This window comes from Endozoicomonas sp. (assembly GCF_051008435.1).
Lineage (GTDB): Bacteria > Pseudomonadota > Gammaproteobacteria > Pseudomonadales > Endozoicomonadaceae > Endozoicomonas_A.
Genome location: NZ_JBPCXO010000444.1, coordinates 1 through 22,601 on the forward strand (window position 1 = coordinate 1; position 22,601 = coordinate 22,601).

Below are 22,601 nucleotides of genomic sequence, written 5' to 3' on the forward strand. Positions count from 1 at the left end.
TCCAAGCACACAGGTCGCCCCGGTTGGCTGGCAGTTTGGAAGGGGTGGGCAAAATTACAGACCTGCGTTGAAGGCTGGCGCATAGCGCGCCAGTTCTTGGGTGTAGAGATGTGATAAAGAGATAGCCCCAAGGGGGGGGTGGGTACCTGAATATCTGCACAGACTCTGAAGTTTGCTATCTGAAAAATCCCGCAGTGATTCATTCTGAGCTTGCAGCAATGGGAGTCTCCTGGACCTGGCAGAAAGTCGCTGTGGCTATTGGTATAGAAGCCTTTCTGAAGCTGTGGCAGATACTGGATCAGTCACATGATCAAGGGGCAGAGCTAAATAGCTCAATTCGGGTAACTGTGCCAAGATATGAGCGTTTCCTGCGTTATCAACGCAACCAGGTCATCAAGTCCTTAGTGAACCAAGGGCAGAGTCCTGTTGTCATACAACAATATCTGAAGGCTGAAATGGGTATTCACATCAGCCTGCGAACCGTACAAAGAGTTGCAAGAAGGTGCTATGAGCCAGCAGCAAAACAAGAAAGCAGTCATTTATCTCAGGGTCAGCACAGGCAAGCAGGCAGAGAAAGAGCTTCCTCTGGAGTCTCAGCTTGAGCAATGCGAGAAAAAAGCAGCAGAGCTTGGAGCCAATATTGAGCAAGTTTTCAAAGACGAAGGTCTGACGGCCCGAAATGATAACCGTCCAGCATTTCAATCAGCATTATCGTACTGCGAAACGTTCGACGTGGATTATTTTATCTGTTGGTCCACTTCGAGATTTGCCCGTAATAGGTTAGAGGCTCAGCTAAACAAACGTCGCTTGGCTGATAGCGGAACCGAAATAGCCTATGTCTCTGTAACAATCGAAAAATCAGGCTCTGGCATTCTCCAGGAAGGTATTTTGGAGCTGTTTGATGAATATCTGAGCTACCAGATCGGAACAGATACTCGCCGCTCTATGATCCGTAATGCCCAGCAAGGGTTCTGGAATGGAGGCAGGGAGCCCTTCGGCTTTAAAGCAGCGCTATCACCTGAAAACCAAAAACGAAAATGTCTAGTACAAGTACCAATAGAGGCTTTAACTGTAGAAAACATTTTCAGACTCAGAGAAGAGGGATTGGGCGCAAAAGCTATTGCTCTCAGGCTTAATGAAGATAGCTCAACAAACAGGGGAAAGCGCTGGACCAAGGTCATGGTGTATGCCGTTCTGAAGAGTGAAAAGGTTGCAGGACTAACCACCTTTAATAAACGGGCACACAACGGTGCAAAAAACCCACCTGACCAATGGATCACTGTTGAAAGTCATGAGGGCATCATCTCCAGAGACCGATTTGAACGAATTCAAAAGATCATAGATAGCGCATCACCCAAAGGGAATGGTGGCTCATCAAAGAGTACCCGGCTTTTCACTGGTATGGTTAGCTGTGGCCGATGCCGAGAAAACATGGTTATAACCAGTGCCACTGGAAGAAGCTCCACCTATTACTACTACGAATGCCAGAGTCGCACCAATGGATCCGGGTGCGACACAAAGCACAAGAGAATGCCTGCTGGCACTTTGGATGACTTCCTCTTAGAGACAGTGTCCGCCAGAATTTTCAACAGAAGCAGTCTGACTGACTTGATCCTTGAAATAAACGATTTGGCCGGCAACTGGGTTAAAGAAAACAGAAAGAAGAAACGAGTCATTCTCAGCGAAGTCGATAAATTACGTCAGAAAAACAGAAGACTTTATGAATTTCTTGAAGACCCGGAAGGAGCCGCCAACCTAGGCGACCTGATACCACGCCTGAGAGAAAATAATCAGAAGATCAAAACACTGGAAGAAGAGCTGGAAAAGCTTGCTCAAGAAAAAGCACCAGAATTTGAAATCAGTGATGCCATGGTTGATGAAGTAGCAGACTTCTTTACTGAGCTAATGAGAGAGCGGAACAACCCGAGGAAAATTCGTCAATTCCTCAGTTCATTCATTGATGATATTTCGATAGGAGATGAAGAGATCAAGATTTCCTATGATCCCGCTGTGATTATCGACTCAACAGCGGTTCATAGTAGAAAAATATGGCTCCCCGAGCTGGACTCGAACCAGCGACCCAATGATTAACAGTCATTTGCTCTACCAACTGAGCTATCGGGGAAGAAAATGGTGGGTCGTGTAGGATTCGAACCTACGACCAATTGGTTAAAAGCCAACTGCTCTACCAACTGAGCTAACGACCCAAGCCGTTTATTAAACACGCAGTTCAATAAACTTTCAACTCTAAAAAGAGTTGGCTCCCCGAGCTGGACTCGAACCAGCGACCCAATGATTAACAGTCATTTGCTCTACCAACTGAGCTATCGGGGAATCGTTGCCGACGATGCGTTTGCGTCATCACCTGACGGCAGCGAATATTAATGAGATTTCAGGCTGAGTCAAGTCCTTCTCCCGAGCTTTGTTCAAAAAGTTGCTGAAAAAAACGACTGAAATAACCCTCCGACATATCACATAGGACTGGAACGCCCGTCAGTTATGGCCGTCTCAGGCCTCTCGCGACATTCCAGAAGGTTATTAATAAAGAGCCAGTCAGATAAACTTCTTTATAAAAAATTTATCAGAAGCCAGAAACAGAAAAAGCCGCCCGAGGGCAGCTTTTTCAAACATCCAGTGATGAAGTCTGTGATTACAGGTCTTCAGCACTCTCGGACAGGTACTTGGCAACACCAGCAGGTGATGCGTCCATACCTTTGTCACCTTTGTTCCAACCAGCTGGGCAAACTTCGCCGTGCTCTTCGTGGAACTGCAGCGCGTCAACCAGACGAACCAGCTCATCCATGTTACGACCCAGAGGCAGGTCATTAACAATCTGAGAGCGAACAACGCCGTCTTTATCGATCAGGAAAACACCACGGAAAGCTACACCACCTTCAGACTCAACGTCGTAGGACTTGCAGATGTCGTGAGCCATATCAGCAGCCAGTGTGTACTTAACCGGACCGATACCGCCATCTTTAACAGAAGTGTTGCGCCATGCGTTGTGAGTAAAGTGGGAGTCGATGGAAACACCGATAACTTCAGTATTACGCTCTTTGAACGCGTCAATACGGTGATCCAGAGCGATCAGCTCGGAAGGACAAACGAAAGTGAAGTCCAGAGGGTAGAAGAACAGAATGCCGTACTTGCCACGAATCGCCTCGGAGAGAGTAAACTCTTCAACAATTTCGCCATTGCCCAAGACAGCAGGAACAGTAAAGTCAGGAGCTTTCTTGCCAACCAATACGCCCATGAATTTAATCTCCAAGGTTTAGTATGTGTAGCTGCGATCATGCAGTCATTGCAGTAATCGCAATCATTTAAGCGACATCATGATACACCTGATAAAGGCCTTAGCCTATAAATCCCAGCACAAATATCTATAAATTTTCCCTTTCGACTGATAGATAAAATCTATCAACAAGATCCATCTTATTGGCTCGATAGATGCTTTTTTCACTGACAGCTAATACAAATAAGACATATTCTCATTATATTTCAATAAGTTAGTTTTGACACAAGCCAGTATGCTTCCATACTTCGTGTGCCTGTACTTTTTTATCGTGAAAATCATTCCCCCATTGGGATGGTATGATTTTTTTCTCCCATGACGGTATGGAGTCTCCACTATGCAAGGCGACAAAGGTGTTCTGGAACATCTGAACAAAGTACTCATGAATGAGCTGACCGCTATCAACCAGTACTTTCTGCATGCCCGCATGCTGAAAAACTGGGGTGTTAATAAACTCGGTCAATACATCTATAAAGAATCCATCGACGAGATGTGGCACGCCGACTGGCTCATTGAACGCATTCTTTTTCTGGAAGGCATGCCCGACTTTAAATATATGCAGAAGCCTATTATCGCTGGCGATGTTAAAGGTATTCTTGAAGCCGACCTGCAGCAGGAGTTGAAGGCAATTCCACCTTTAAAAGAGGCCATTGATGCCTGTGAAAAATCAGGGGATTATGGCTCGCGCCAATTATTGGAAAAAATTCTGGCCGCCGAGGAAGAGCATATGGACAGCCTGGAGATCCATCTGAACCGCATCAAAACCATGGGCATGGAAAATTATCTGCTCTCTCAGAGCGAGGAAGATTGAGAGGTTGACTGGAAAGTAGGGGGCGAGGTGAAAATTCAGTAGAACAAGCTAAATTTCAACTGATCCATTACTTTCCAACAACCTCTATGGCCGGGAGGAGAACCCTCCCCACCTGAAAAGCTGCTGAGATTATTCAGCACCTTCCTCTTTGCCTGTAGCTGTTTTGACCATCTTTTGAAGATCGCCACTGTTATACATTTCAATCAGAATGTCGCTGCCGCCGACCAGCTCACCCTTGATCCATAGCTGTGGAAAAGTTGGCCAGTTAGCGTATTTGGGTAAATTGGCACGAATTTCCGGGTTAGCCAGAATATCCACATACGCGAATTGCTCGCCACAAGCCATCAGAACCTGCACTGCCTTGGAAGAAAAACCACACTGTGGCAGTTTGGGAGAACCTTTCATGTAAAGCAGGATGTCGTGTTCTTCGATCTGCTCTTTAATTTGATCCATGATATCCATGAAATCACCTCATCACCAAAATGGAATCAACTCACTGGCACCGCATTCTAAAGAAAATACCTGACTAACACCATTGGTTATACCGAACTCCGATCTGACAACGACTACTTAGCCGCTGCCCGATATAAGGGTTCTACCTTAGTCACATTCGCCTGAAGCCCCGAAATCCGGGTCTCATGGGATGGGTGAGTGCTCATAAACTCAGGCACATTACTTCCCCCTTCCTGAGACATTTTCTGCCAAAGACTCACTGCAGCCTTGGGGTTATAGCCAGCTCGAGCCATCAACTCAAGGCCGATCAGATCCGCTTCAGCCTCATTGGTACGGCTGTTGGGAAGTGTCAAGGCATAGTTAGCCACCGTATCAGCCAGCCCATGGGTGTTCACCCCCAGTAGAACCTGCACTGCATCTTTGCCCAGCTGAACAGCATAAGCCTGGGACATGGCTTCCCGACCGTGTTCCCTGAGAGCATGAGCCATTTCATGACCCATTATGGCTGCCACTTCATCATCCGTCAGTTTGAGTTTGCTCAGGATGCCAGAGTAAAACATAATTTTGCCGCCGGGCATGCAATAAGCGTTCAGCTGTTCGTCCTCCAGCAGATTAACTTCCCACTGCCAGCTCACAGCATCTTGCCGGTAGATGCCAACCTGACCAACCAGACGGTCTGCTATTTTCCTAAGCCTGCGAACCTGTGCCTGATCCTTATTCAATAATTGAGCTTTACGCCCTTTACTGAGTTCTTGAAGATAGGCCTCTGCCGCCATGGTGTTCACCTGCTCTTCAGACAACATGGTGAACATCCGCTGCTCACGGTCAACGCCAAGAGCCCCACCTGAAGTCGTAGAAACAGACTGACACCCTGTAAGCGACAGGGACAGAATAAAAATACCGGAGAATGTTTTAAGCCATTTTTTCATTATTATACTTCTATCTATTCCCCAGCCACTCACTCAGTGCATCACAAGCCCTGACCAGCCTGGGGCAATACTCTTCCATAAAGTTGTCAGATATTCCGGTACCGATTGCTGAAAGCGCTCGGGCACCGTCAAAGTCCACATAAGCCATGCGAGTATATAACTGGTCAGGCTCCATGCCAAAATCCGAACCAGGAAGCATGGCGATACCTGCTTCATCCAGAATCCTCTCGCACAGAACTTCATCCGTTTCGATCCCCGACCTGGATAAACCTTCCCGCCAGTTCTGGAAACTTACAAAAAGATAAAACCCTCCTTCCGGGGCCTCCATTTCTAACTGACAATCCCGAAGTCGTGACACCATGTAGGTTGAGATTTCCTCCAGCACTTTTCTACTGGCGTCCAGGTAAGCATCAATCGCAGAGGAAGGCGTAAAAGCAGTGATCGCCGCGTATTGCGTCGGAGCACTGATAGACGTGAATGTTTCACTGGCGATCACGGCCATGGCATCCTGCAACGGCCTGAGTTCATCTGGAAACACCATCAGACCCAGTCGCCAGCCACCAGCACCGCACCATTTACTCAAGCCACTGCTGATCACCGTACCCTCGGGATAAAATTCAGCCAGCGACTGAAACTGCCCTGAAAACGTGGTTTCAGCGTATATTTCATCCGCCACAATGATCAACTTATGTTTGCGTGCTACCTCAGCCAGTTTCTCAAAGCTGGCTGCATCATAACTGCACCCGGTGGGGTTGGAGGGATAATTCAGAATCAATAGTCTTGTTTTGGCCGGGTTCGACTGACAGTACTGATCCAACTGCTCTGGCTGAATCTGCCAGCGATTTTCTGCAGACACCTGCAAGTAACTGACTCTTCTCCCGAGAAGATGAGCCTGAGGAGCGTAGGAAACCCAGGAAGGGGCGGGTATCAACAAATCGGACTGACAGGCCATCTGCAAATTAAACAGCAATTCTTTCGAGCCAGGGCCAATCAAAACACTGTCTGAAGAGAACCCCAGACCGGTGCGTCTTTTGTAATAATCAGCCACTGTCGCCCGCAATGATTGAAGCCCCCTTACCGGCAAATAATCTTTTTCTCTGGCTGCAGCCTGAAGCGACTCCACAACAACTTCCGGCACTGGAAAGGGTGATTGGCCTAAACCGAGTTTGATAACGGGCTTTCCCTGGGCTATCAGCTGGTTACTGTCCTCATTGATTTTAAGTGTTGCAGAAGGCTTGAGAGAACGAACAGAAGGACTTAACTGATCTAACTCGAACATGACGTCACCTCTTTCCTTTGCTGATGTTCTCTGATTATTCACCGCCTGAGAAAGAAGGTAAATGGTTAAAGCAACATAACTGCAGAACTCATATCCAGGGTGGTCTCTATACCCATTGGATTTTAAGTTGCTACTAGGCGGCAAGTGAGCGAGGCCCCAGGATCCTATAACTAGTAGGTGACTGGGGTGAGCGAACGCTGACAACAACGTAGGAGCTTGAAAGGCGATGGGTATATACTGAAATAAAAACCTGATCAGGGAATGAGTCATGAGTATTCAGGGACCCGGAAACACACCCAAATCACCCTCCTCCAGTAACAGCAATAACGACCTCAAAGAAGATCAGAGCAAAGGCTTCTGGTCCTGGGGCAAGAGTATTACCAAATCTATTTATGACTGGGCCGACTACTCATCAGCTTCCGTCAGACAGGAGAATGCCAAAAAGCTACCCGATTATCACATCTCGCAACCCGCTATTGATGAGTTCTCCAGCCAGTTACCACCCAGCATGCAGCCTCTTGCCAAAAAGCTTGTCACGCTGAGTCAGTCAAGAGAGGTTTCTAAAGGTGACCCGAAGCTCTGTGATGAGTGGGACTTTATCGCTCAAAAACTGACCCGACCAGCAGAACTCTCACCCAAATCAACTCGGAATGAATCAAAGGGTTATGTGACCGACCAACATCGAAACAAACGCTTTTCATTAAGCGCTGTGTTACCTGACCGTTCATTCGTCGATACGGGTGACGTCAATCAGATACTGGATCGTTGCCTTAGGCAATATCAGCTCAAGGACCCGTCATTACTGAAATGCCAGATGACAGAACTGTGCACTCAGACCGCCTCTAACTCCCTGCATAGCCTGCTACACTCCCACCTTCAGGATCTACTGGGAGAAAAAGTGATTCCAGTACTCCCTGAAAACGCCAAAATCAGCACCATTTTTTTCTGTAAGGATCATTGTGTAGAAGCCCATATGCTGGTTCATGCCAAATCCTTCCAGCTGATGAATGTTTTAACCAGTGATCGAGCTGAAATAGAGTGCACAACTTCGATGAAAGCCAAGGTAGAGATCCCAATCAATGCCCCTGGCTCAGGCTCTTTAAAGCATCTATCTTTAGGTCTTGGCCATGTCACAAAAGTAGAGGCTCAGGGATAGACGCCATCAGTTGAAGGATCTTTATTGAATGTCGAACAAAAACACTCAGCTCTCAACAGGGCTGTCTCAGTCTTTCTTGATCATTGCCTTTGCATTGCTGCTATCAGGATGTTCACTGCTCAATCAGAAGAAAGATCTTTCCCAGAACGAATACCAGCTGGATGCCAATCTAATCATCGACGAGCGCCCCCTGGAAGCTCAAAGCACGATGATGACGGCTGATCAAAGAGCCACTCTCTATTTTGAAGATACCGCAAAGAATAAGCTCTATAAGGTGTTTTACATCCTTAAACCCGGTGAGCAGGTGGGAACTGTTGAGATTTACACCAGCGTGCATACTGAAGTGACCTCACCATCCTTTCTGACCCATGAAGGGGAAGAGGCTTCAGCCATCTTCCCCCCACACCTTCCGGTCATTGAAGTAAAAGTCAGGGCAACACCGGTTAAGCCGATTCATCCCTGAGCTCTGTAGCCACTTGAACCATATTACTCAAAGCGGCTTCTACTTCAGGCCAATCCCGGGTCTTAAGGCCACAGTCAGGATTGACCCATAGCCGCTGTGCCGGGATTTTTTCAGCCGCCTTCTTCATCAGCTGTTTCATCCACTGTGACTCAGGGACGTTGGGGGAGTGGATATCATAAACCCCTGGCCCAATTTCATTGGGGTACTCAAACTGCTCGAAGGCATCCAGGAGATCCATGTCCGATCTGGACGTCTCAATAGTGATGACATCCGCATCCATGGCAGCGATGTATTCAATGATGTCATTAAACTCGCTGTAACACATGTGGGTGTGAATCTGGGTTTCATTCTGAACACCACTGGCAGCAATCCTGAAGCTTTTCACAGCCCACTCCAGATAGGCAGGCCAGTTTTCCTTACGTAAAGGCAAACCTTCACGAATGGCAGGCTCATCAATCTGAATAATACCAATATCGGCTTTTTCCAGATCCACCACTTCGTCTCTTAGTGCCAGAGCCAACTGAAGACAGGAAACACTACGATCCACATCTTCCCGGGGGAAAGACCAGCATAAAATCGTCACCGGCCCGGTCAGCATGCCCTTCATCCACTTGCTGGTTTGATCCTGAGCATAACGACTCCAGTTCACCGTCATGGGCTCAGGTCTGGAAACATCGCCAATAATGATGGGAGGTTTCACACATCGGCTGCCGTAGCTCTGAACCCAACCATTACTGGTAAAAGCAAATCCATTCAGCTGCTCACCAAAATACTCAACCATATCATTGCGTTCGGCTTCGCCGTGGACGAGAACGTCCAGTCCCAGCGCTTCCTGTCGCCCTACGGTATCTCGAATCTCTCTCTGCATGGCTTCGACGTAGGCAGCCTCACTCAGCTCGCCTTTCTTGAACAAACGACGCTGCTTTCTGATATCAACCGTCTGAGGAAAAGAGCCAATCGTGGTAGTAGGAAACAGCGGTAATTTAAGCCTGGACGCCTGAACAATAGCTCTTTCATTATAAGGCAGGTGACGCTGGTCATCTCCCATGGAAATACCAGCTACCCTTTTCTGAACAGACGGATTATGAATCCTGGATGACTGACTGCGGGTTTCAACCGCTCGATCAGACGCTGCCAGAGCGGCCTGAACCTTAGAGCTCTGATCTCCTGACAGCACTTTGGAAATTGTTGACACTTCATGACACTTTTGAACGGCAAAGGCAAACCAGGACTTCAATTCTTCATCTATACCGGTTTCGCTTTCAAGATCAACGGGACTGTGCAGAAGTGAACAGCTGGGAGCCACCCAGAGACGACTTCCCAGACGCTCACGGGCTCCTTCAAGTTGACTGACAATGGAGCGAACATCTGCTCTCCAGATATTTCTACCATTCACGACACCGGCTGACAGCACCTTATACGACGGCAGCCGGTCCAGAACACCGGTCAGCTGATCAGCATCACGCACCAGATCTATATGCAGTCCTTCTACTGGTAAGTTGACAACAGTGGTCGTCGTACCATTCAAGCCACCAAAATATGTAGCCAGCAGAATTTTAAGGTTTTTACCCTGCAGTTTGTTATATGTAGACTCAAATGCCTGTTTCCATTCTGCAGGTAGATCCAGCACCAGAATAGGCTCGTCAATCTGAACCCATTCAACGCCCAGAGTGGCCAACTGGTTCAGCAGCTGTCCATAGACCTCTATGACATCATCCAGCAATTCCAGACGATCGAACGCCTCACCCTTCACTTTCCCAAGCCATAACCAGGTCAATGGACCAATCAGAGTCGGCTTTACCTTGAATCCGGCATCAAGTGCTTCCCGGGTTTCTCGAATAACTTCAGCGGATGACAGCTTAAAGCTCTGGTTTTTATGCAGCTCTGGAACAATATAGTGATAGTTGGTATCGAACCATTTGGTCATTTCACAAGCTGCAGCGGGGGCACCACTGGGCGCTCTACCCCGAGCCATACGAAAAAGTGTATCAATGTCTTCACAGTCTGAGTCAGAACCAAATCGGGCTGGCACAGCGCCCAGCATGAGAGTGTGATTCAGCATCTGGTCATACCAGGCGAAATCACCCACTGGTATCAGATCCAGCCCAGCCTCTTTTTGCAGAGTCCAGTGTTGCAGCCTCAGACGCTTACCTTCATCCAGCAGCGCCTCTTTATCCAGCTCACCTTTCCAGTAGGCTTCCTGCGCTTTTTTAAGTTCGCGATTTGCACCAATACGTGGAAAGCCACCACTGTGTGAGATTGCCATAACCTGATTCCCCAGAGCGTCCACTCTTGTTTATTGAGAGAAAATTGTTCATTGCCCATGGCGACGAACAATTATTCTGTCGCTCATGAGTTAATACTGACTGTGAAAGGCCTGCCGTATCTGCGAAAGAAGCTTTCTCGCTCTCGGCTGCTGATGGGTTATCAGTGTGGTTCACGAAACAAGTTGAATCAAACTCATTTTACTAATGATAAAGGTGAGTAAAATTGATAGTCTTTTAGAAAAATAACCTTCTACATGAAAATTTCTGACCATGACGACCAACATAGGATTAGAACTGAGGCATCTGAAAACACTGCATGCCTTGAAGCAGACAGGTAGCCTGGTCGAGGCGGCCAGAAGCCTCCACCTGACTCAGTCCGCTTTATCTCATCAAATCAAGGAGCTGGAAGCCCGGATCGGCATGGAGTTGTTTATTCGTAAAACCCGGCCACCTCGATTTACTTCAGCAGGGCTGCGCGTACTGCAGTTGGCTGACGATGTGCTCTCCCAGGTCAGGAATGCTGAGCAGGACCTCTTCAGACTCGCAGGAGGGGAGTCTGGACGCCTCAACATTGCCATTGAATGCCACAGTTGCTACCAGTGGCTAATGCCGACCATTGATGCTTACCGCCAGCAGTGGCCAGAAGTAGAAATGGACTTTGCCACAGGCTTCAACTTTGCCCCCTTGCCGGCCTTATCCAGAGGAGAGCTGGATCTGGTGGTAACCTCTGACCCTATGGATATTCCTGGTCTGACGTACATCCCGCTGTTCCGCTATGAAATGCTATTGGCACTTTCCAGACGACACCCTTTGCTGGATAAGGAATACATTGAGCCTGGCGATCTCGAAGAAGAAACGCTGATCATCTATCCGATCGATCATGACCGACTCGATATCTTCAATCGATTCCTGGACCCAGAGAGCATAGAACCCCGACAGGTCAGAAAGGTTGAGTTAACTTTGATGATGTTGCAGCTGGTTGCCAGCCAGCGTGGCGTCTGTGCATTACCTAACTGGGCTTTGGCGGAATACCTTGAAAAAGATCATGTTGCGGCAAGAAAACTGAGCGACGAAGGCCTCTGGTCAACACTCTACGCAGCCATCCGGGTTGAACAGAAAAAACAGCCCTATATTGCTGACTTTTTGAAAACGGCTACAGAAACCTGTTTCCAATCATTACCAGGCATTCTTCCAGCGATACCGGAATGAAAAATCAGGAGAGAAAAACAGAAGGCTACTTTCACAAAAATAGCCTTCCTGTCTGTTAACGTCGTTGCTTACGAGGCCAGACCAAACTGAAACGGGCACCACCCAGAGGACTGTGACTGACCATTGCCCGACCGTTGTGCCAGTACATGATTCGTCTCACGATTGAAAGGCCCAGACCATAACCACCGGATTTTCGGGTACGACTATCGTCCAATCTTGAGAAAGCCGAGAACACCCGGTCCCACTGATCCTCTGGAATACCGGGCCCATCATCATCCACATCAACACGACACGTGTCCTGTGTAGCAGAAAACCGGACTTCCAGCTTACTGTCTGCGTAACGACAGGCATTACCCACCAGATTCTGGATAGCCCGATGCATGTAGCGGCGATCAATGTCAGCAAAACGACGTGGGTCCAGAATATTGCAGGGAACATGCTCAATCGCTACACGATCCTGCAGGCGTTTGTGCTCACCCATCACCTGACCTATCACCTTGTCGACATCGTGTCGCTTGAAACGAATTTCTGGCGCACCCTGTTCTAGATTGGCATAGGTCAGGATCTCATCAACCAGATTGTCCAGCTCCTGAATATCCTTATCCATGCCTTCCAGCTGATGATCCCGCTCTTCCCGGGTTTGAGCATCAGCCACCAGGTCCAGACCGAATCTGAGCCGGGCTACAGGCGTTCTCAACTCATGAGAGACGCCCCTGATCATCTCCTTCTGAAGACTTAAAAGCCTCTGTATATGACCCGCCATAGCGTTAAAAGCCTGGGCCAGACGACCAATAGAGTCTGCTTCATGCAAAGAAACCCGAACATCAAAGTCACCCCGACTGAAACGCGTTGCCGCTCTTTCAAGCTTGCGCAGACGTTTCTCCATCCCTCGAACCAATATGTAGATAGCCAGACTCAGGGATGTCAGAACAAACAAACCTATGGTGAGCATGAGCTTGAAAGGATAAGGGTTCAGCAGTCCTAGCGGACCCATTCTGATGAGTCGGGAGTCATCAGGCAGACTGGTATAAATGGATACCGTTTGCGCTTCATCATCCAGCAACATCATCATGCTGCCTTTACGAAGCTGATCCTGCTGAACAGGCAACAATCGGGTTTGAGAGGGTTCTACCAGATGCACAGGATAACTGAAGGTATTCTTAGATAGCTCTTCCAACCTCTGCGCTCTCTCGGTAACAGGAAAACGCATTAACCTGGCTTTTAACAGACTCAGAGTACCACTGGCTGTCTGCTCTGATATTGACGACACAACGCCTTCCAGAATGGTGTCACCCGCAAGAGGCGTCATGACCAGAGCTTTGCTCTGATCCAGCATGCGAACCTTGATACCGTTGGATTTGAGAGCCTTGAACTGATCCTGATTCAGACCGGAATCTTTCTGGCTCACTTGCTCAAAAGGAATCGCGAGACGCTGGCCCCAGTCTTCAAGCCATGATTGTCGTTCAGCTTCAGGTAGCTCTTCCACCGTCTCAGCAATCAGACGAAACGTCCCCCTGACCATATCTTCACGATAGTCAGCCTGTCTCAGCCCATTGATCAACGTAACGGAAATGCCAGAGAGAACAGCGACGAGCACCAGTGTAAACAGGAGCCCGCCGTATATGCGTAAGAAAATACTACTCACGGGTTTCTCTACTTAATTCAGCCCAAGGCTGTTATTCACTTTTAACGAAGAGGTAACCTTTACTGCGAACTGTCTTGATCAGACGAGGATGCATAGGATCATCGCCAATCTTGGGTCGAATACGAGACACCCGGACATCAATGGAGCGATCCTGCCCGTCATACTCAATACCGCGAAGCTGGGAGAAGATTTCCTCTCTGCTCAGAACCCGACCTGCATTGGAGCAAAGCAACCATAGCAAATCAAACTCAGCGCTGGTCAGCTCAACACTGATATCGTTCAGCCAGGCTTCCCGCATGGAGTTATCCACAACCAGTGGACCAAAGGTCAACCGACTGCTGCTCTCTTCTTCCTGCTCTTCCAGGGGTCCCTGATTTCTACGCAGCAAAGCCCTGATCCTGGCCAGCAGTACTCTTGGGCGAACAGGTTTGGCAACATAGTCGTCCGCTCCCATTTCCAATCCCAGCACTTCATCCAGGTCATCTGCCCTGGCCGTCAGCATCAGAATTTGTCCGCCGTACTGCCCTCTAACCCGGCGACAGATGGAAACCCCATCTTCACCTGGCAGCATCAGATCCAGCACCACCAGATCGGGACGCTCTTCAAGAATACGATCAACCGCTTTACCACCATCACCTTCTATAGAGACTGAGAGTCCATTGTTCTCAAGATAGTCCCGGGTGAGTGTGGCCAATCGCTCATCGTCCTCAACAATCAGGATGCGACCTGTTTCTGAATTCTCCACAGCCAAACTTCCAACGATTATAAAAATGAAGACTACAAGCCTAACGGGAATAGTCAGGCCTGGAGGCTGACCAAGGATAGCGCTCAAGCATAAAGTTCAGTAGAACGTGGCAGATTTTTCACTGGTTTGGTGCGAATAGTTTCTCTATTCAATCCGATTCAGTGGAAAGCCTGACTACTCTTTCCTGGCTTTAGGCCAAACTGTTTGTCCTTGCTCAGTCTCCCAAGTATCGGATACTACTACAGCATTGCGTTAGAGTCCCTATATGACCTGGAAATTCCCCAAAACGTCATTTGCCTGCCCTAAAATCAGTCATTTGTAAAACACTATATGTTGTGTTTTACATCATTTCGGTGCGTCTTTCCGAAGACCATACTGTTTCTTATTGATTTATACTTATTTATGCCTTTTTATTATATATAGACTCTGGCCTGCGTCGGCAGATCTGTTCAATACTGAAAGCCGTGTCAGTAAAAGCAGTCAGGCCGTTTGCAAGCACTAACACTTTGAAAAACTCACAAGTTATACACAATTTTTCCACTGAACTGCCAACTTGAATTTCTGCCAATAGCGCATTATCTTGTGTATATATAAGGTCGTCACACAACATATTGTGGCGAACCTAAAGACAGCATCTATGAAATCGCTAACGAAAGGGATTTGTGGCATCAGCAGTGCAGTTTCAGGGAAGAAGAGCTGACAGGTCACTCAGGACGGCATCAAGTTCCTGAAAACACCTCTTCGAGACAGTATTACTGTGGGATCAGTTACCTGCGGATTTCTCTCGGCTTTACCCTCTGCGGCACAACTCCTGCACCCAAGACAGGGGCTGGCATTTAGTAGTGGCCGAAACATAAAAACACAACATCTTGAGTTTTAGTACTTTTTTACTGGTAAGGGCTTTTAATGAATAAAGACATCCTGGTCACCAAGCGCGACGGAGACAAGGAGCAGCTGGATCTGGAAAAGATCCACAAGGTAATCACCTGGGCTGCTGAAGGACTTAATAACGTTTCCGTCTCCGAAGTTGAACTCAAATCTCACATTCAGTTCTACGATGGTATAAAGACCACGGATATCCACGAAACACTGATCAAGTCAGCGGCTGACCTGATCTCCGAGCAGGCTCCGGATTACCAGTATCTGGCAGCCCGTCTGGCTATCTTCCACCTGCGCAAAAAGGCCTATGGCCAGTTTGAGCCCCCCAGGCTCTATAACCATGTCGTTAAGCTGGCAGAAATGAAGAAATATGACGCTCATCTTCTTCATGACTTCAGCGAAGCTGAATTCGATACCATGAATGGCTTTATCGATCATCAACGGGACATGGACTTTAGCTACGCTGCCGTTAAGCAGCTGGAAGGTAAGTATCTGGTTCAGAACCGGGTCACTGGCGAATACTATGAAAGCCCCCAGATGCTTTATATGCTGATTGGTGCCTGCCTGTTTGCCAGCTACCCGAAAGAGACCCGCCTGGATTACATCGAGCGTTTCTATAATGCGGTTTCTACCTTCAAGCTGTCTCTGCCAACCCCGATCATGGCCGGTGTTCGTACACCTACCCGTCAGTTCAGTTCCTGTGTACTGATTGAATGCGGTGACTCGCTGGATTCCATCAATGCGACATCCAGCGCCATTGTTAAATATGTTTCCCAGCGCGCAGGCATTGGTATTAATGCAGGCCGCATTCGTGCCATTGGCAGCCCGATTCGTGACGGTGAAGCTTTCCATACTGGCTGTATTCCTTTCTACAAGCACTTCCAGACAGCCGTTAAGTCCTGCTCTCAGGGCGGTGTTCGTGGAGGTGCTGCAACCCTGTTCTACCCAATCTGGCACTACGAAGTTGAAAACCTGCTGGTTCTGAAGAACAACCGGGGTGTTGAAGAAAACCGTGTTCGTCACCTCGACTACGGTGTTCAGTTCAACCGACTGATGTATCAACGCCTGATTACTGGCGGCAATATCTCCCTGTTCTCTCCTATCGATGTTCCAGGGCTGTACGATGCCTTCTTTGAAGATCAGGAAAAGTTTGAAGAGCTGTATGCCCGGTACGAACAGGATCCAAGCATCCGCAAGAAAACTCTGAAAGCAGTAGAACTGTTCTCTTTGTTCGCTTCCGAGCGTGCCAGTACCGGTCGTATTTATCTGCAGAATGTTGACCACTGCAACACTCACAGTCCATTTGATCCAAAAGTAGCGCCGGTTCGCCAGAGCAACCTATGTCTGGAGATTGCACTGCCCACTAAACCTCTCAAGCATGTTCTTGATGAGGAAGGTGAAATCGCACTGTGTACACTGGCTGCCTTTAACCTGGGCAAACTGGACAGTCTGGATGAGCTGGAAGAGATGAGTAACCTGCTGGTTCGTGCTCTGGACAGCCTGCTGGACTACCAGGATTACCCACTGCCTGCCGCCTACAATGCCACCATGGCCCGTCGTCCTCTGGGTATCGGAGTTATTAACTTTGCCAACTACCTGGCAAAACATGGTGTACGTTACTCTGACGGCTCTGCCAATGGCCTGACTCACAAAACGTTTGAAGCCATTCAGTATCATCTATTGAAAGCTTCCAACCTGCTGGCCAAGGAAAAAGGCACCTGCACCAAGTTCCACGAGACCACTTACTCTCAAGGCATCCTGCCTGTAGACACCTACAAAAAGGATCTGGACGGAGTCTGCACTGAAGAACTTCACCAGGACTGGGAAGCTCTGCGCAGCGAGATCAAAGAACACGGCCTGCGTAACTCAACACTGACTGCGCTGATGCCTTCCGAAACGTCTTCTCAGATCAGTAACGCGACCAACGGCATTGAGCCCCCTCGTGGCTTCGTGAGTGTCAAGGCGAGCAAAGACGGTATTCTGAAGCAGGTAGTTCCGGACTTCGAAGAGCTGCGTAATAACTATGAACTGCTGTGGGATATCACCAGCAACGACGGTTATATCCAGCTGGTTGCCATCATGCAGAAGTTTGTTGATCAGACTATTTCAGCCAACACCAACTACGATCCAGCCCGCTTCGAAGGTGGCAAGGTACCGATGAAGCTACTCCTGAAGGATCTTCTGACCGCTTACAAGCTGGGCGTAAAGACCCTTTACTATCACAACACCCGTGATGGAGCGTCTGACAGCCAGGAAGAGGCTGATGACGGCTGTGCAGGCGGTGCTTGCAAAATTTGACGGAAGTCGGAACCGGGACATCGTAATGATGTCCCATTTAAACCAGAGTAAACAGCAACTGGACGAGGCCAGCCCCTCCTGGCCCTGAAGCAGAGAAAACATGAGCTACTCGACTTTCAACCAAGAAAAGTTCAACGCCACTCAAGAACCGATGTTTTTCGGACGCAGCGTTAACGTCTCCCGTTACGACGTCCAGAAACACCCCATCTTTGAAAAGCTGATCGAAAAGCAGCTTTCATTCTTCTGGCGACCTGAAGAGGTGGATCTGTCCACCGACCGCAGTGATTTTGCTCATTTGCCAGAGCATGAAAAGCATATTTTCCTGAGTAACCTCAAATATCAGACCCTGCTGGACTCTATTCAGGGCCGTTCACCTAACGTTGCCTTGCTGCCTATCGTTTCCCTCCCCGAGTTGGAAACCTGGATTGAGACCTGGGCTTTCAGTGAGACCATTCATTCTCGCTCCTATACGCATATTATTCGCAACATCATCACTGAACCTTCCGTGGTTTTTGATGACATTGTGAACAACGAAGCCATCGTTAACCGGGCAGCAGACATTACCCGTTATTACGATGACCTGATTCTGGGCATCAACCAATACAATATGCTGGGCGAAGGTACCCATCAGATCAAAGGTAAAAACGTTCATGTTTCTATCAAGGATCTGAAGCGTAAGCTTTACCTGACTTTGGTATCCGTCAACGTTTTGGAAGCCATTCGTTTCTATGTCAGCTTTGCCTGCAGCTTCGCCTTTGCCGAGCGCTCCACTATGGAAGGCAACGCCAAGATCATCAAACTGATTGCCCGTGATGAAGCCCTGCATCTGACTGGTACCCAGCACATGCTGCAGATTATGGCCGAGGGCAAAGACGATCCGGAAATGGCTGAGATTGCAGAAGAACTCAAGGCAGAGGCCAGAGAAATCTTTATTGCGGCGGCTGAGCAGGAAAAGGAGTGGGCCGAGTACCTGTTCCAGGATGGCTCAATGATTGGCCTGAACAAGGACATTCTCAGTCAGTACGTGGAATACATTACCAACCAGAGAATGGTCGCTCTGGGCTTCGAAACGGCTTTCCCAGCCCGCCAGAACCCTTTGCCCTGGATGAACAGCTGGTTAAACAGTGACCATGTACAGGTGGCTCCCCAGGAAGTAGAAGTCAGCTCTTATCTGGTTGGACAGATTGATAATGAAGTTCAGACCGACGACTTCAGCAACTTCTCACTGTAAGGCATAGATGCCCATAGCGGCAGAAAAATAGTTTGTGTCATCGAATCATGAAAAGCAGTACGCAAACTATTTTTCACACATCAGGTGGTCAGAACTCTGGCCACCGGTTAACCAGGAGATCCTCATGGCCAACATCGTCAAGATACTGGACGGCTTCAGCTTTATTCCCCGAAGTGAACTCAACCTGCTGGAAGCTCTTGAGTCTCACAAGGTGGATATTGAGTACCAGTGCCGTGAGGGATTCTGTGGCAGCTGCCAGGTTCAATTGGTGGCCGGAGAGGTCGAATACTTTGCAGAGCCCATTGCTTTTGTTCCCGAAGGAAAAATCCTGCCCTGCTGCTGTCATGCCAAAAGCGATCTCACCATTGAAATCCCCGGTGGCTGTCATATCAAAAAAGAGCACTGAACCGGTCAACCAGAGCGCTCTTATTATTCAATAAACCGCTTAAACTTTAGTCTTATATAACTAATAACAATAAAAGCCTCTGCACCTTATCAACAATCAACCTGCCCTCCCCTTGAACTAAGACGCTCTTCCCCTGTCCAACTGTTTATACCTGGCAAAGGCCAAATACAGCAGAAAAAGTATTTTCACGGAAATGCACTCAAGGAGGAGTCGTTACCATGACAGGGAAATTCGCATCATTATACAAGCGTTTTATGCTGCCTATCTTGGTAGCAGGCACGCTGTCAGCCTCTGGCTTGAACCAGTGTGTATTCGCAATGGGCGATATTCTCGAAGGTTATCAGGCAGATATTCTGGCTCGCGGGCTTCTAAAAGCAGACGATCCCTCATCAGTTCTCAATCTCAAACTTCCTCGCTCAGTAAAAAGCATCCCTTACTTTGGACCTTTTGATCCTGAAAATGAAAAGCTGGATCTCAGCAAGATTCCGCAATCCGATCCGATTCGACAGTACATCAACTCCCCGGCTGAGAGAGAAACAGTCGAGCACTGGTATCGCGATAATGTCCAGTTTATGGAAGAAGAAGTGGCCAGAATGGCTGCACAAGTTACATTTAACCGGCAGCTGGAAGCACTCTATCCGTATGCATTTGCCAGCTATTTGTCCTATCGCTACAAAGCTCACAGTGACACTGCAGGCATGAAGGAGGCTCTGGAGAACCGCCTTACCCGAATTCAGTATCGAAATGCCGTCAAAACCGATGTCCCAGAAAAATGGCTGACACAAGGATTATTTGAGACAAAAAATGATGCCAACCGAATCTATGACCGCAAAGATTCCGGCCTGAAAGCCAGGGTCTTCTTTCATACTTCAGAAAAGAAAGTCCTGATTGCTTTCACAGGTACAGAGTTTGATAGCCCTAATTCCGTGGCTAACGCTGTCTGGACACAGGGTGGCTACGGGTATGGATATCTGGCTCAGATCACATCCTACTTATCCAGTTTCATCACTGGCAGAGGCTACTCTCCACTCGAGGTTCCCATGTTGAGAAAAGCTCTGGAAATAACTGTCGATCTGTATGCGCGCTACCCTGACCATGAGTTTGAACTGACCGGTACGTCACTGGGTGGTGCTATTGCTCAATATGTCTCGTTCCTAACCCGATTCAAGGCGACTGTATTTAACAGCCTTGCCCTGAATTCTGCCATTTACTGGCAAATTCAGAATGAAGAGCCAGACCTGAAGCCCGAAGAACTGATCACTCATGCCTATCTTGACGGAGAACTCCTGAACGATACCATCGAGGGATACTTCATCCAGGGTCCAGCTCACTCTATCTATGCCCAGGGCAGCATGCCTGTTGAAGGGCTGGAAATACCGGTTCCATCCTCAGAAAAGTCGCTGCACGGAATGGGGCAATTCTGGTCCCGACACTCTGCCAATGGGCTGCTTAAGGCTATCGAAGCTCATATCCAGCTTGACCTTCCGCCACTGAAGCCAAAGAAACAGAACAGCTGAGCTATATTTCTCCCAGCCGTTCTGTATCCCTGAATTTACCTCGACACAAAAACGGCTGTAGAGACTGTGAGCAGAGTTGCTTCAACAATGGACCATGATCAGAATGATTAAGAACCTTCTATTAAGCCTCTGTGCAACGTTCTCACTGATCGCCTGGGGCGAGGTTCATCTCCAAAAGTCATTCACTTTGATCGGCACTAACAAATATCCGGATAACTTCACTCACTTTGCTTACGCCAATCCCAATGCGCCAAAAGGTGGCATTCTCAGGCTGGCAAGGACAGGTTCGTTTGATACCCTGAACCCATTCAACAGCAAAGGGACCGCTCCTGATTATCTTTACTACACCTATGGTTCCTTAATGACCCGGTCAGCCGACGAGCCACACACTCTTTATCCCTTTCTGGCTGAAGCTATAGAATACCCGGAAAACTACAGCTGGGTTGCCTTCCATATCAATCCAGCAGCCAGATTCAGTGACAACCACCCAGTCACCTCAAAAGATGTTGTCTTCACCTTTGAATTACTCAAAAAAGAAGGCTCTCCCTTTCTGAAAAACCTATACAAAGACGTAGCACGGGTTGAGAAAACCTCACCTAACCGAGTCGTTTTTTACCTGGATAAACCCAGCAAAAAACAGGCGGCTCTGCTGGGATATATTCGAGTACTTCCTCATCATTACTGGCACACCAGAAACTTTCAGGATCGGCATCTGGACAGCCCGGTGACCAGCGGCCCCCTGATCGTTAAAAGTGTAAAAATGGGACAAAGCGTCCATTTTGAGCGAATCAAAAATTACTGGGCTGTCAACCTTCCCAGTCAAAAAGGGAGGTATAACTTCGACGAGATCAGAGTGGACTATTATCGAGATCGTCAGGCTGTGATCGAAGGCTTCAGGGCTGGGCTTTACGATGTTTATCAGGAAACGGATAGCAATAGATGGCATCAGGCATTCGGTTTTCCAGCAGTTAAAGAAGGTCGAGTCCTTAAGAAAGATATTGAGTTGCTCTATCCATCCGGCATGAGTGCTCTGGCTTTTAATCTTCGCCGGGAGAAATTCAGAAACCCGGCACTTCGCCAGGCGTTAATCACCGCCTTCGATTTTGAATGGATAAACAGAAAACTGTTGAATTCTGACTACCAGCGTACGATGAGCTTTTTCTCCAACACGCCCCTTTCAGCCACAGGCCTACCCACTGAAGAAGAACTCAAACTGCTCAAGCCCTTTCAGGACCAGTTACCCAGAGAACTATTCCAGCAAACCATCACACTTCCCGGTTCAGCTGGTAGTGGTAAAGACAGGAAGAATGTCAGAGAAGCGCTGGCTCTGTTCAAAAAAGCAGGATACCGGCTGGACAATGGCCGCATGAAAGAACACAGCTCTGGTAAGCCCCTGACCTTGAACCTCATAACCGATGACCCCAAACAGGAACGTTTATTACTGTCTTACCGAAAAAGTCTTGCTGACTTGGGCATAGAACTGAATATACAAACTCTGGAAAAGACGTTGTTTCGAAAAAAAGTCAGAGCGTTCGACTTCGAACTGGTGGACTGGTATTTCTGGCAATCCACTTATCCGGGGACTGAGCTTTATCATATGTGGAGCAGTAAGGTCGCTATGGAGAAACAAAGTGGCAACATTACGGGGATCAGCAATCCTGTCGTTGACTATTTACTGGCAGAAACGTCAAAGGCAGACAGCTATGAAACTCTGATACCGATTGTCAGAGCTCTGGATCGAGTCCTGATGTGGGGGCACTATGTGATTCCCAAGTGGCATACACAAACGACTCATCTGGCATACTGGCATCATATCGATCACCCATCACAAGACCATCTTTACTGGCTCGACCTGAATAACTGGTGGTACAAATCAGACAAAAGCCCATGATTTCCAAAATTCACTTAAAGACCTCTTCATGACTTTCTGCATGAACTTTCAATCACTGATGTACAGGCTACAGACTTGGAAACCCACTGCTATATTTCCACCGTTGTAACAATAAAAAGTGATGTCACAA

At 48.1% G+C, this 22,601-nt stretch carries 18 protein-coding genes and 3 tRNA genes; 11 read left to right on the top strand and 10 right to left on the bottom strand.

Annotated elements, in window-relative coordinates; translation table 11 throughout:
* Positions 1-194: 194 nt before the first annotated feature.
* Entirely contained in the window at positions 195-602 is a 408-nt protein-coding gene (locus tag ACR2PX_RS21950) for a hypothetical protein (RefSeq protein ID WP_434001496.1), read from the top strand.
* A complete protein-coding gene (locus ACR2PX_RS21955) occupies positions 508-2,091 on the top strand; it encodes a recombinase family protein (RefSeq protein WP_434001526.1) in 1,584 nt (527 codons plus the stop codon). The genes ACR2PX_RS21950 and ACR2PX_RS21955 overlap by 95 nt, the downstream gene beginning before the upstream one ends.
* Here the strand turns inward: ACR2PX_RS21955 and ACR2PX_RS21960 are convergent.
* The 4 genes from ACR2PX_RS21960 to ACR2PX_RS21975 form a co-directional block, all read right to left on the bottom strand.
* Positions 2,050-2,125: transfer RNA gene (locus ACR2PX_RS21960), tRNA-Asn, on the bottom strand. The genes ACR2PX_RS21955 and ACR2PX_RS21960 overlap by 42 nt on opposite strands.
* A 6-nt stretch (positions 2,126-2,131) precedes the next feature.
* Positions 2,132-2,207 (bottom strand) — tRNA-Lys (locus ACR2PX_RS21965).
* Positions 2,208-2,258: 51 nt separating this feature from the next.
* A tRNA-Asn gene (locus ACR2PX_RS21970) sits at positions 2,259-2,334 on the bottom strand.
* 316 nt (positions 2,335-2,650) lie between these two features.
* Positions 2,651-3,253 carry a peroxiredoxin gene (locus ACR2PX_RS21975; protein ID WP_434001497.1) on the bottom strand — a complete coding sequence of 201 codons (603 nt, stop codon included), beginning with the start codon at positions 3,251-3,253 and terminating at the stop codon, positions 2,651-2,653.
* Positions 3,254-3,629: 376 nt separating this feature from the next.
* Here ACR2PX_RS21975 and bfr point away from each other — a divergent pair, with 376 nt between their 5' ends.
* Positions 3,630-4,103: a bacterioferritin gene (gene bfr, locus ACR2PX_RS21980; RefSeq protein ID WP_434001498.1), complete on the top strand. Its 474-nt coding sequence runs from the start codon at positions 3,630-3,632 to the stop codon at positions 4,101-4,103.
* 129 nt (positions 4,104-4,232) lie between these two features.
* Here the strand turns inward: bfr and grxD are convergent, their stop codons facing one another.
* The 3 genes from grxD to ACR2PX_RS21995 form a co-directional block, all read right to left on the bottom strand.
* Positions 4,233-4,565 carry a Grx4 family monothiol glutaredoxin gene (gene grxD, locus ACR2PX_RS21985; protein ID WP_434001499.1) on the bottom strand — a complete coding sequence of 111 codons (333 nt, stop codon included), beginning with the start codon at positions 4,563-4,565 and terminating at the stop codon, positions 4,233-4,235.
* Between the two features lie 104 nt (positions 4,566-4,669).
* Positions 4,670-5,485 carry a M48 family metallopeptidase gene (locus ACR2PX_RS21990; protein WP_434001500.1) on the bottom strand — a complete coding sequence of 272 codons (816 nt, stop codon included), beginning with the start codon at positions 5,483-5,485 and terminating at the stop codon, positions 4,670-4,672.
* A gap of 10 nt (positions 5,486-5,495) precedes the next feature.
* Positions 5,496-6,764: a pyridoxal phosphate-dependent aminotransferase gene (locus ACR2PX_RS21995; protein ID WP_434001501.1), complete on the bottom strand. Its 1,269-nt coding sequence runs from the start codon at positions 6,762-6,764 to the stop codon at positions 5,496-5,498.
* A gap of 268 nt (positions 6,765-7,032) precedes the next feature.
* Here ACR2PX_RS21995 and ACR2PX_RS22000 point away from each other — a divergent pair, with 268 nt between their 5' ends.
* Together ACR2PX_RS22000 and ACR2PX_RS22005 are read left to right on the top strand one after the other, a co-directional pair.
* Positions 7,033-7,920, top strand: coding sequence for a hypothetical protein (locus ACR2PX_RS22000; RefSeq protein ID WP_434001502.1), 888 nt, complete (start codon positions 7,033-7,035; stop codon positions 7,918-7,920).
* 28 nt (positions 7,921-7,948) lie between these two features.
* Complete coding sequence (locus ACR2PX_RS22005) at positions 7,949-8,383, top strand: hypothetical protein (RefSeq protein WP_434001503.1); 435 nt, start codon at positions 7,949-7,951, stop codon at positions 8,381-8,383.
* Here the strand turns inward: ACR2PX_RS22005 and metE are convergent.
* Entirely contained in the window at positions 8,364-10,649 is a 2,286-nt protein-coding gene (gene metE, locus ACR2PX_RS22010; protein WP_434001504.1) for a 5-methyltetrahydropteroyltriglutamate--homocysteine S-methyltransferase, read from the bottom strand. The two genes, ACR2PX_RS22005 and metE, sit on opposite strands and share 20 nt — an antisense overlap.
* 271 nt (positions 10,650-10,920) lie before the next feature.
* Between metE and ACR2PX_RS22015 the strand changes: the two genes are divergently transcribed.
* Positions 10,921-11,859, top strand: a complete 939-nt coding sequence (locus ACR2PX_RS22015; RefSeq protein WP_434001505.1) for a LysR family transcriptional regulator — start codon at positions 10,921-10,923, stop codon at positions 11,857-11,859.
* Positions 11,860-11,914: 55 nt separating this feature from the next.
* On the opposite strand, the gene ACR2PX_RS22020 is transcribed toward ACR2PX_RS22015, so the two are convergent.
* Together ACR2PX_RS22020 and ACR2PX_RS22025 are read right to left on the bottom strand one after the other, a co-directional pair.
* On the bottom strand, positions 11,915-13,504 hold the full coding sequence (locus ACR2PX_RS22020) for an ATP-binding protein (protein WP_434001506.1): 1,590 nt from the start codon (positions 13,502-13,504) through the stop codon (positions 11,915-11,917).
* Positions 13,505-13,535: 31 nt separating this feature from the next.
* Positions 13,536-14,255, bottom strand: coding sequence for a winged helix-turn-helix domain-containing protein (locus ACR2PX_RS22025; protein WP_434001507.1), 720 nt, complete (start codon positions 14,253-14,255; stop codon positions 13,536-13,538).
* Positions 14,256-15,155: 900 nt separating this feature from the next.
* On the opposite strand from ACR2PX_RS22025, the gene nrdA reads away from it, so the two are divergent.
* The 5 genes from nrdA to ACR2PX_RS22050 all read left to right on the top strand — a co-directional run bounded on the left by nrdA (position 15,156) and on the right by ACR2PX_RS22050 (position 22,471).
* Complete coding sequence (nrdA, locus tag ACR2PX_RS22030; RefSeq protein ID WP_434001508.1) at positions 15,156-17,426, top strand: class 1a ribonucleoside-diphosphate reductase subunit alpha; 2,271 nt, start codon at positions 15,156-15,158, stop codon at positions 17,424-17,426.
* A 100-nt stretch (positions 17,427-17,526) separates the two neighbouring features.
* Positions 17,527-18,657 (top strand): class Ia ribonucleoside-diphosphate reductase subunit beta, encoded by a 1,131-nt coding sequence (nrdB, locus tag ACR2PX_RS22035; RefSeq protein WP_434001509.1) that lies wholly within the window; start codon positions 17,527-17,529, stop codon positions 18,655-18,657.
* 124 nt (positions 18,658-18,781) lie between these two features.
* Positions 18,782-19,063 (top strand): class I ribonucleotide reductase maintenance protein YfaE, encoded by a 282-nt coding sequence (gene yfaE, locus ACR2PX_RS22040; RefSeq protein ID WP_434001510.1) that lies wholly within the window; start codon positions 18,782-18,784, stop codon positions 19,061-19,063.
* A gap of 218 nt (positions 19,064-19,281) precedes the next feature.
* Positions 19,282-20,580 carry a hypothetical protein gene (locus ACR2PX_RS22045; RefSeq protein WP_434001511.1) on the top strand — a complete coding sequence of 433 codons (1,299 nt, stop codon included), beginning with the start codon at positions 19,282-19,284 and terminating at the stop codon, positions 20,578-20,580.
* Between the two features lie 103 nt (positions 20,581-20,683).
* Entirely contained in the window at positions 20,684-22,471 is a 1,788-nt protein-coding gene (locus tag ACR2PX_RS22050) for an extracellular solute-binding protein (protein ID WP_434001512.1), read from the top strand.
* The last annotated feature ends 130 nt before the right edge of the window (positions 22,472-22,601 follow it).

Coding starts and splice junctions, on each gene's coding strand:
- ACR2PX_RS21995 (WP_434001501.1), bottom strand. CDS start 6,764: ATGTTCGAGTTAGATCAGTTAAGTCCTTCTGTTCGTTCTCTCAAGCCT.
- bfr (WP_434001498.1), top strand. CDS start 3,630: ATGCAAGGCGACAAAGGTGTTCTGGAACATCTGAACAAAGTACTCATG.
- ACR2PX_RS21990 (WP_434001500.1), bottom strand. CDS start 5,485: ATGAAAAAATGGCTTAAAACATTCTCCGGTATTTTTATTCTGTCCCTG.
- ACR2PX_RS21975 (WP_434001497.1), bottom strand. CDS start 3,253: ATGGGCGTATTGGTTGGCAAGAAAGCTCCTGACTTTACTGTTCCTGCT.
- ACR2PX_RS22050 (WP_434001512.1), top strand. CDS start 20,684: ATGATTAAGAACCTTCTATTAAGCCTCTGTGCAACGTTCTCACTGATC.
- ACR2PX_RS21955 (WP_434001526.1), top strand. CDS start 508: ATGAGCCAGCAGCAAAACAAGAAAGCAGTCATTTATCTCAGGGTCAGC.
- ACR2PX_RS22000 (WP_434001502.1), top strand. CDS start 7,033: ATGAGTATTCAGGGACCCGGAAACACACCCAAATCACCCTCCTCCAGT.
- yfaE (WP_434001510.1), top strand. CDS start 18,782: ATGGCCAACATCGTCAAGATACTGGACGGCTTCAGCTTTATTCCCCGA.
- nrdB (WP_434001509.1), top strand. CDS start 17,527: ATGAGCTACTCGACTTTCAACCAAGAAAAGTTCAACGCCACTCAAGAA.
- ACR2PX_RS22015 (WP_434001505.1), top strand. CDS start 10,921: ATGACGACCAACATAGGATTAGAACTGAGGCATCTGAAAACACTGCAT.
- ACR2PX_RS22045 (WP_434001511.1), top strand. CDS start 19,282: ATGACAGGGAAATTCGCATCATTATACAAGCGTTTTATGCTGCCTATC.
- ACR2PX_RS22005 (WP_434001503.1), top strand. CDS start 7,949: ATGTCGAACAAAAACACTCAGCTCTCAACAGGGCTGTCTCAGTCTTTC.
- nrdA (WP_434001508.1), top strand. CDS start 15,156: ATGAATAAAGACATCCTGGTCACCAAGCGCGACGGAGACAAGGAGCAG.
- grxD (WP_434001499.1), bottom strand. CDS start 4,565: ATGGATATCATGGATCAAATTAAAGAGCAGATCGAAGAACACGACATC.
- metE (WP_434001504.1), bottom strand. CDS start 10,649: ATGGCAATCTCACACAGTGGTGGCTTTCCACGTATTGGTGCAAATCGC.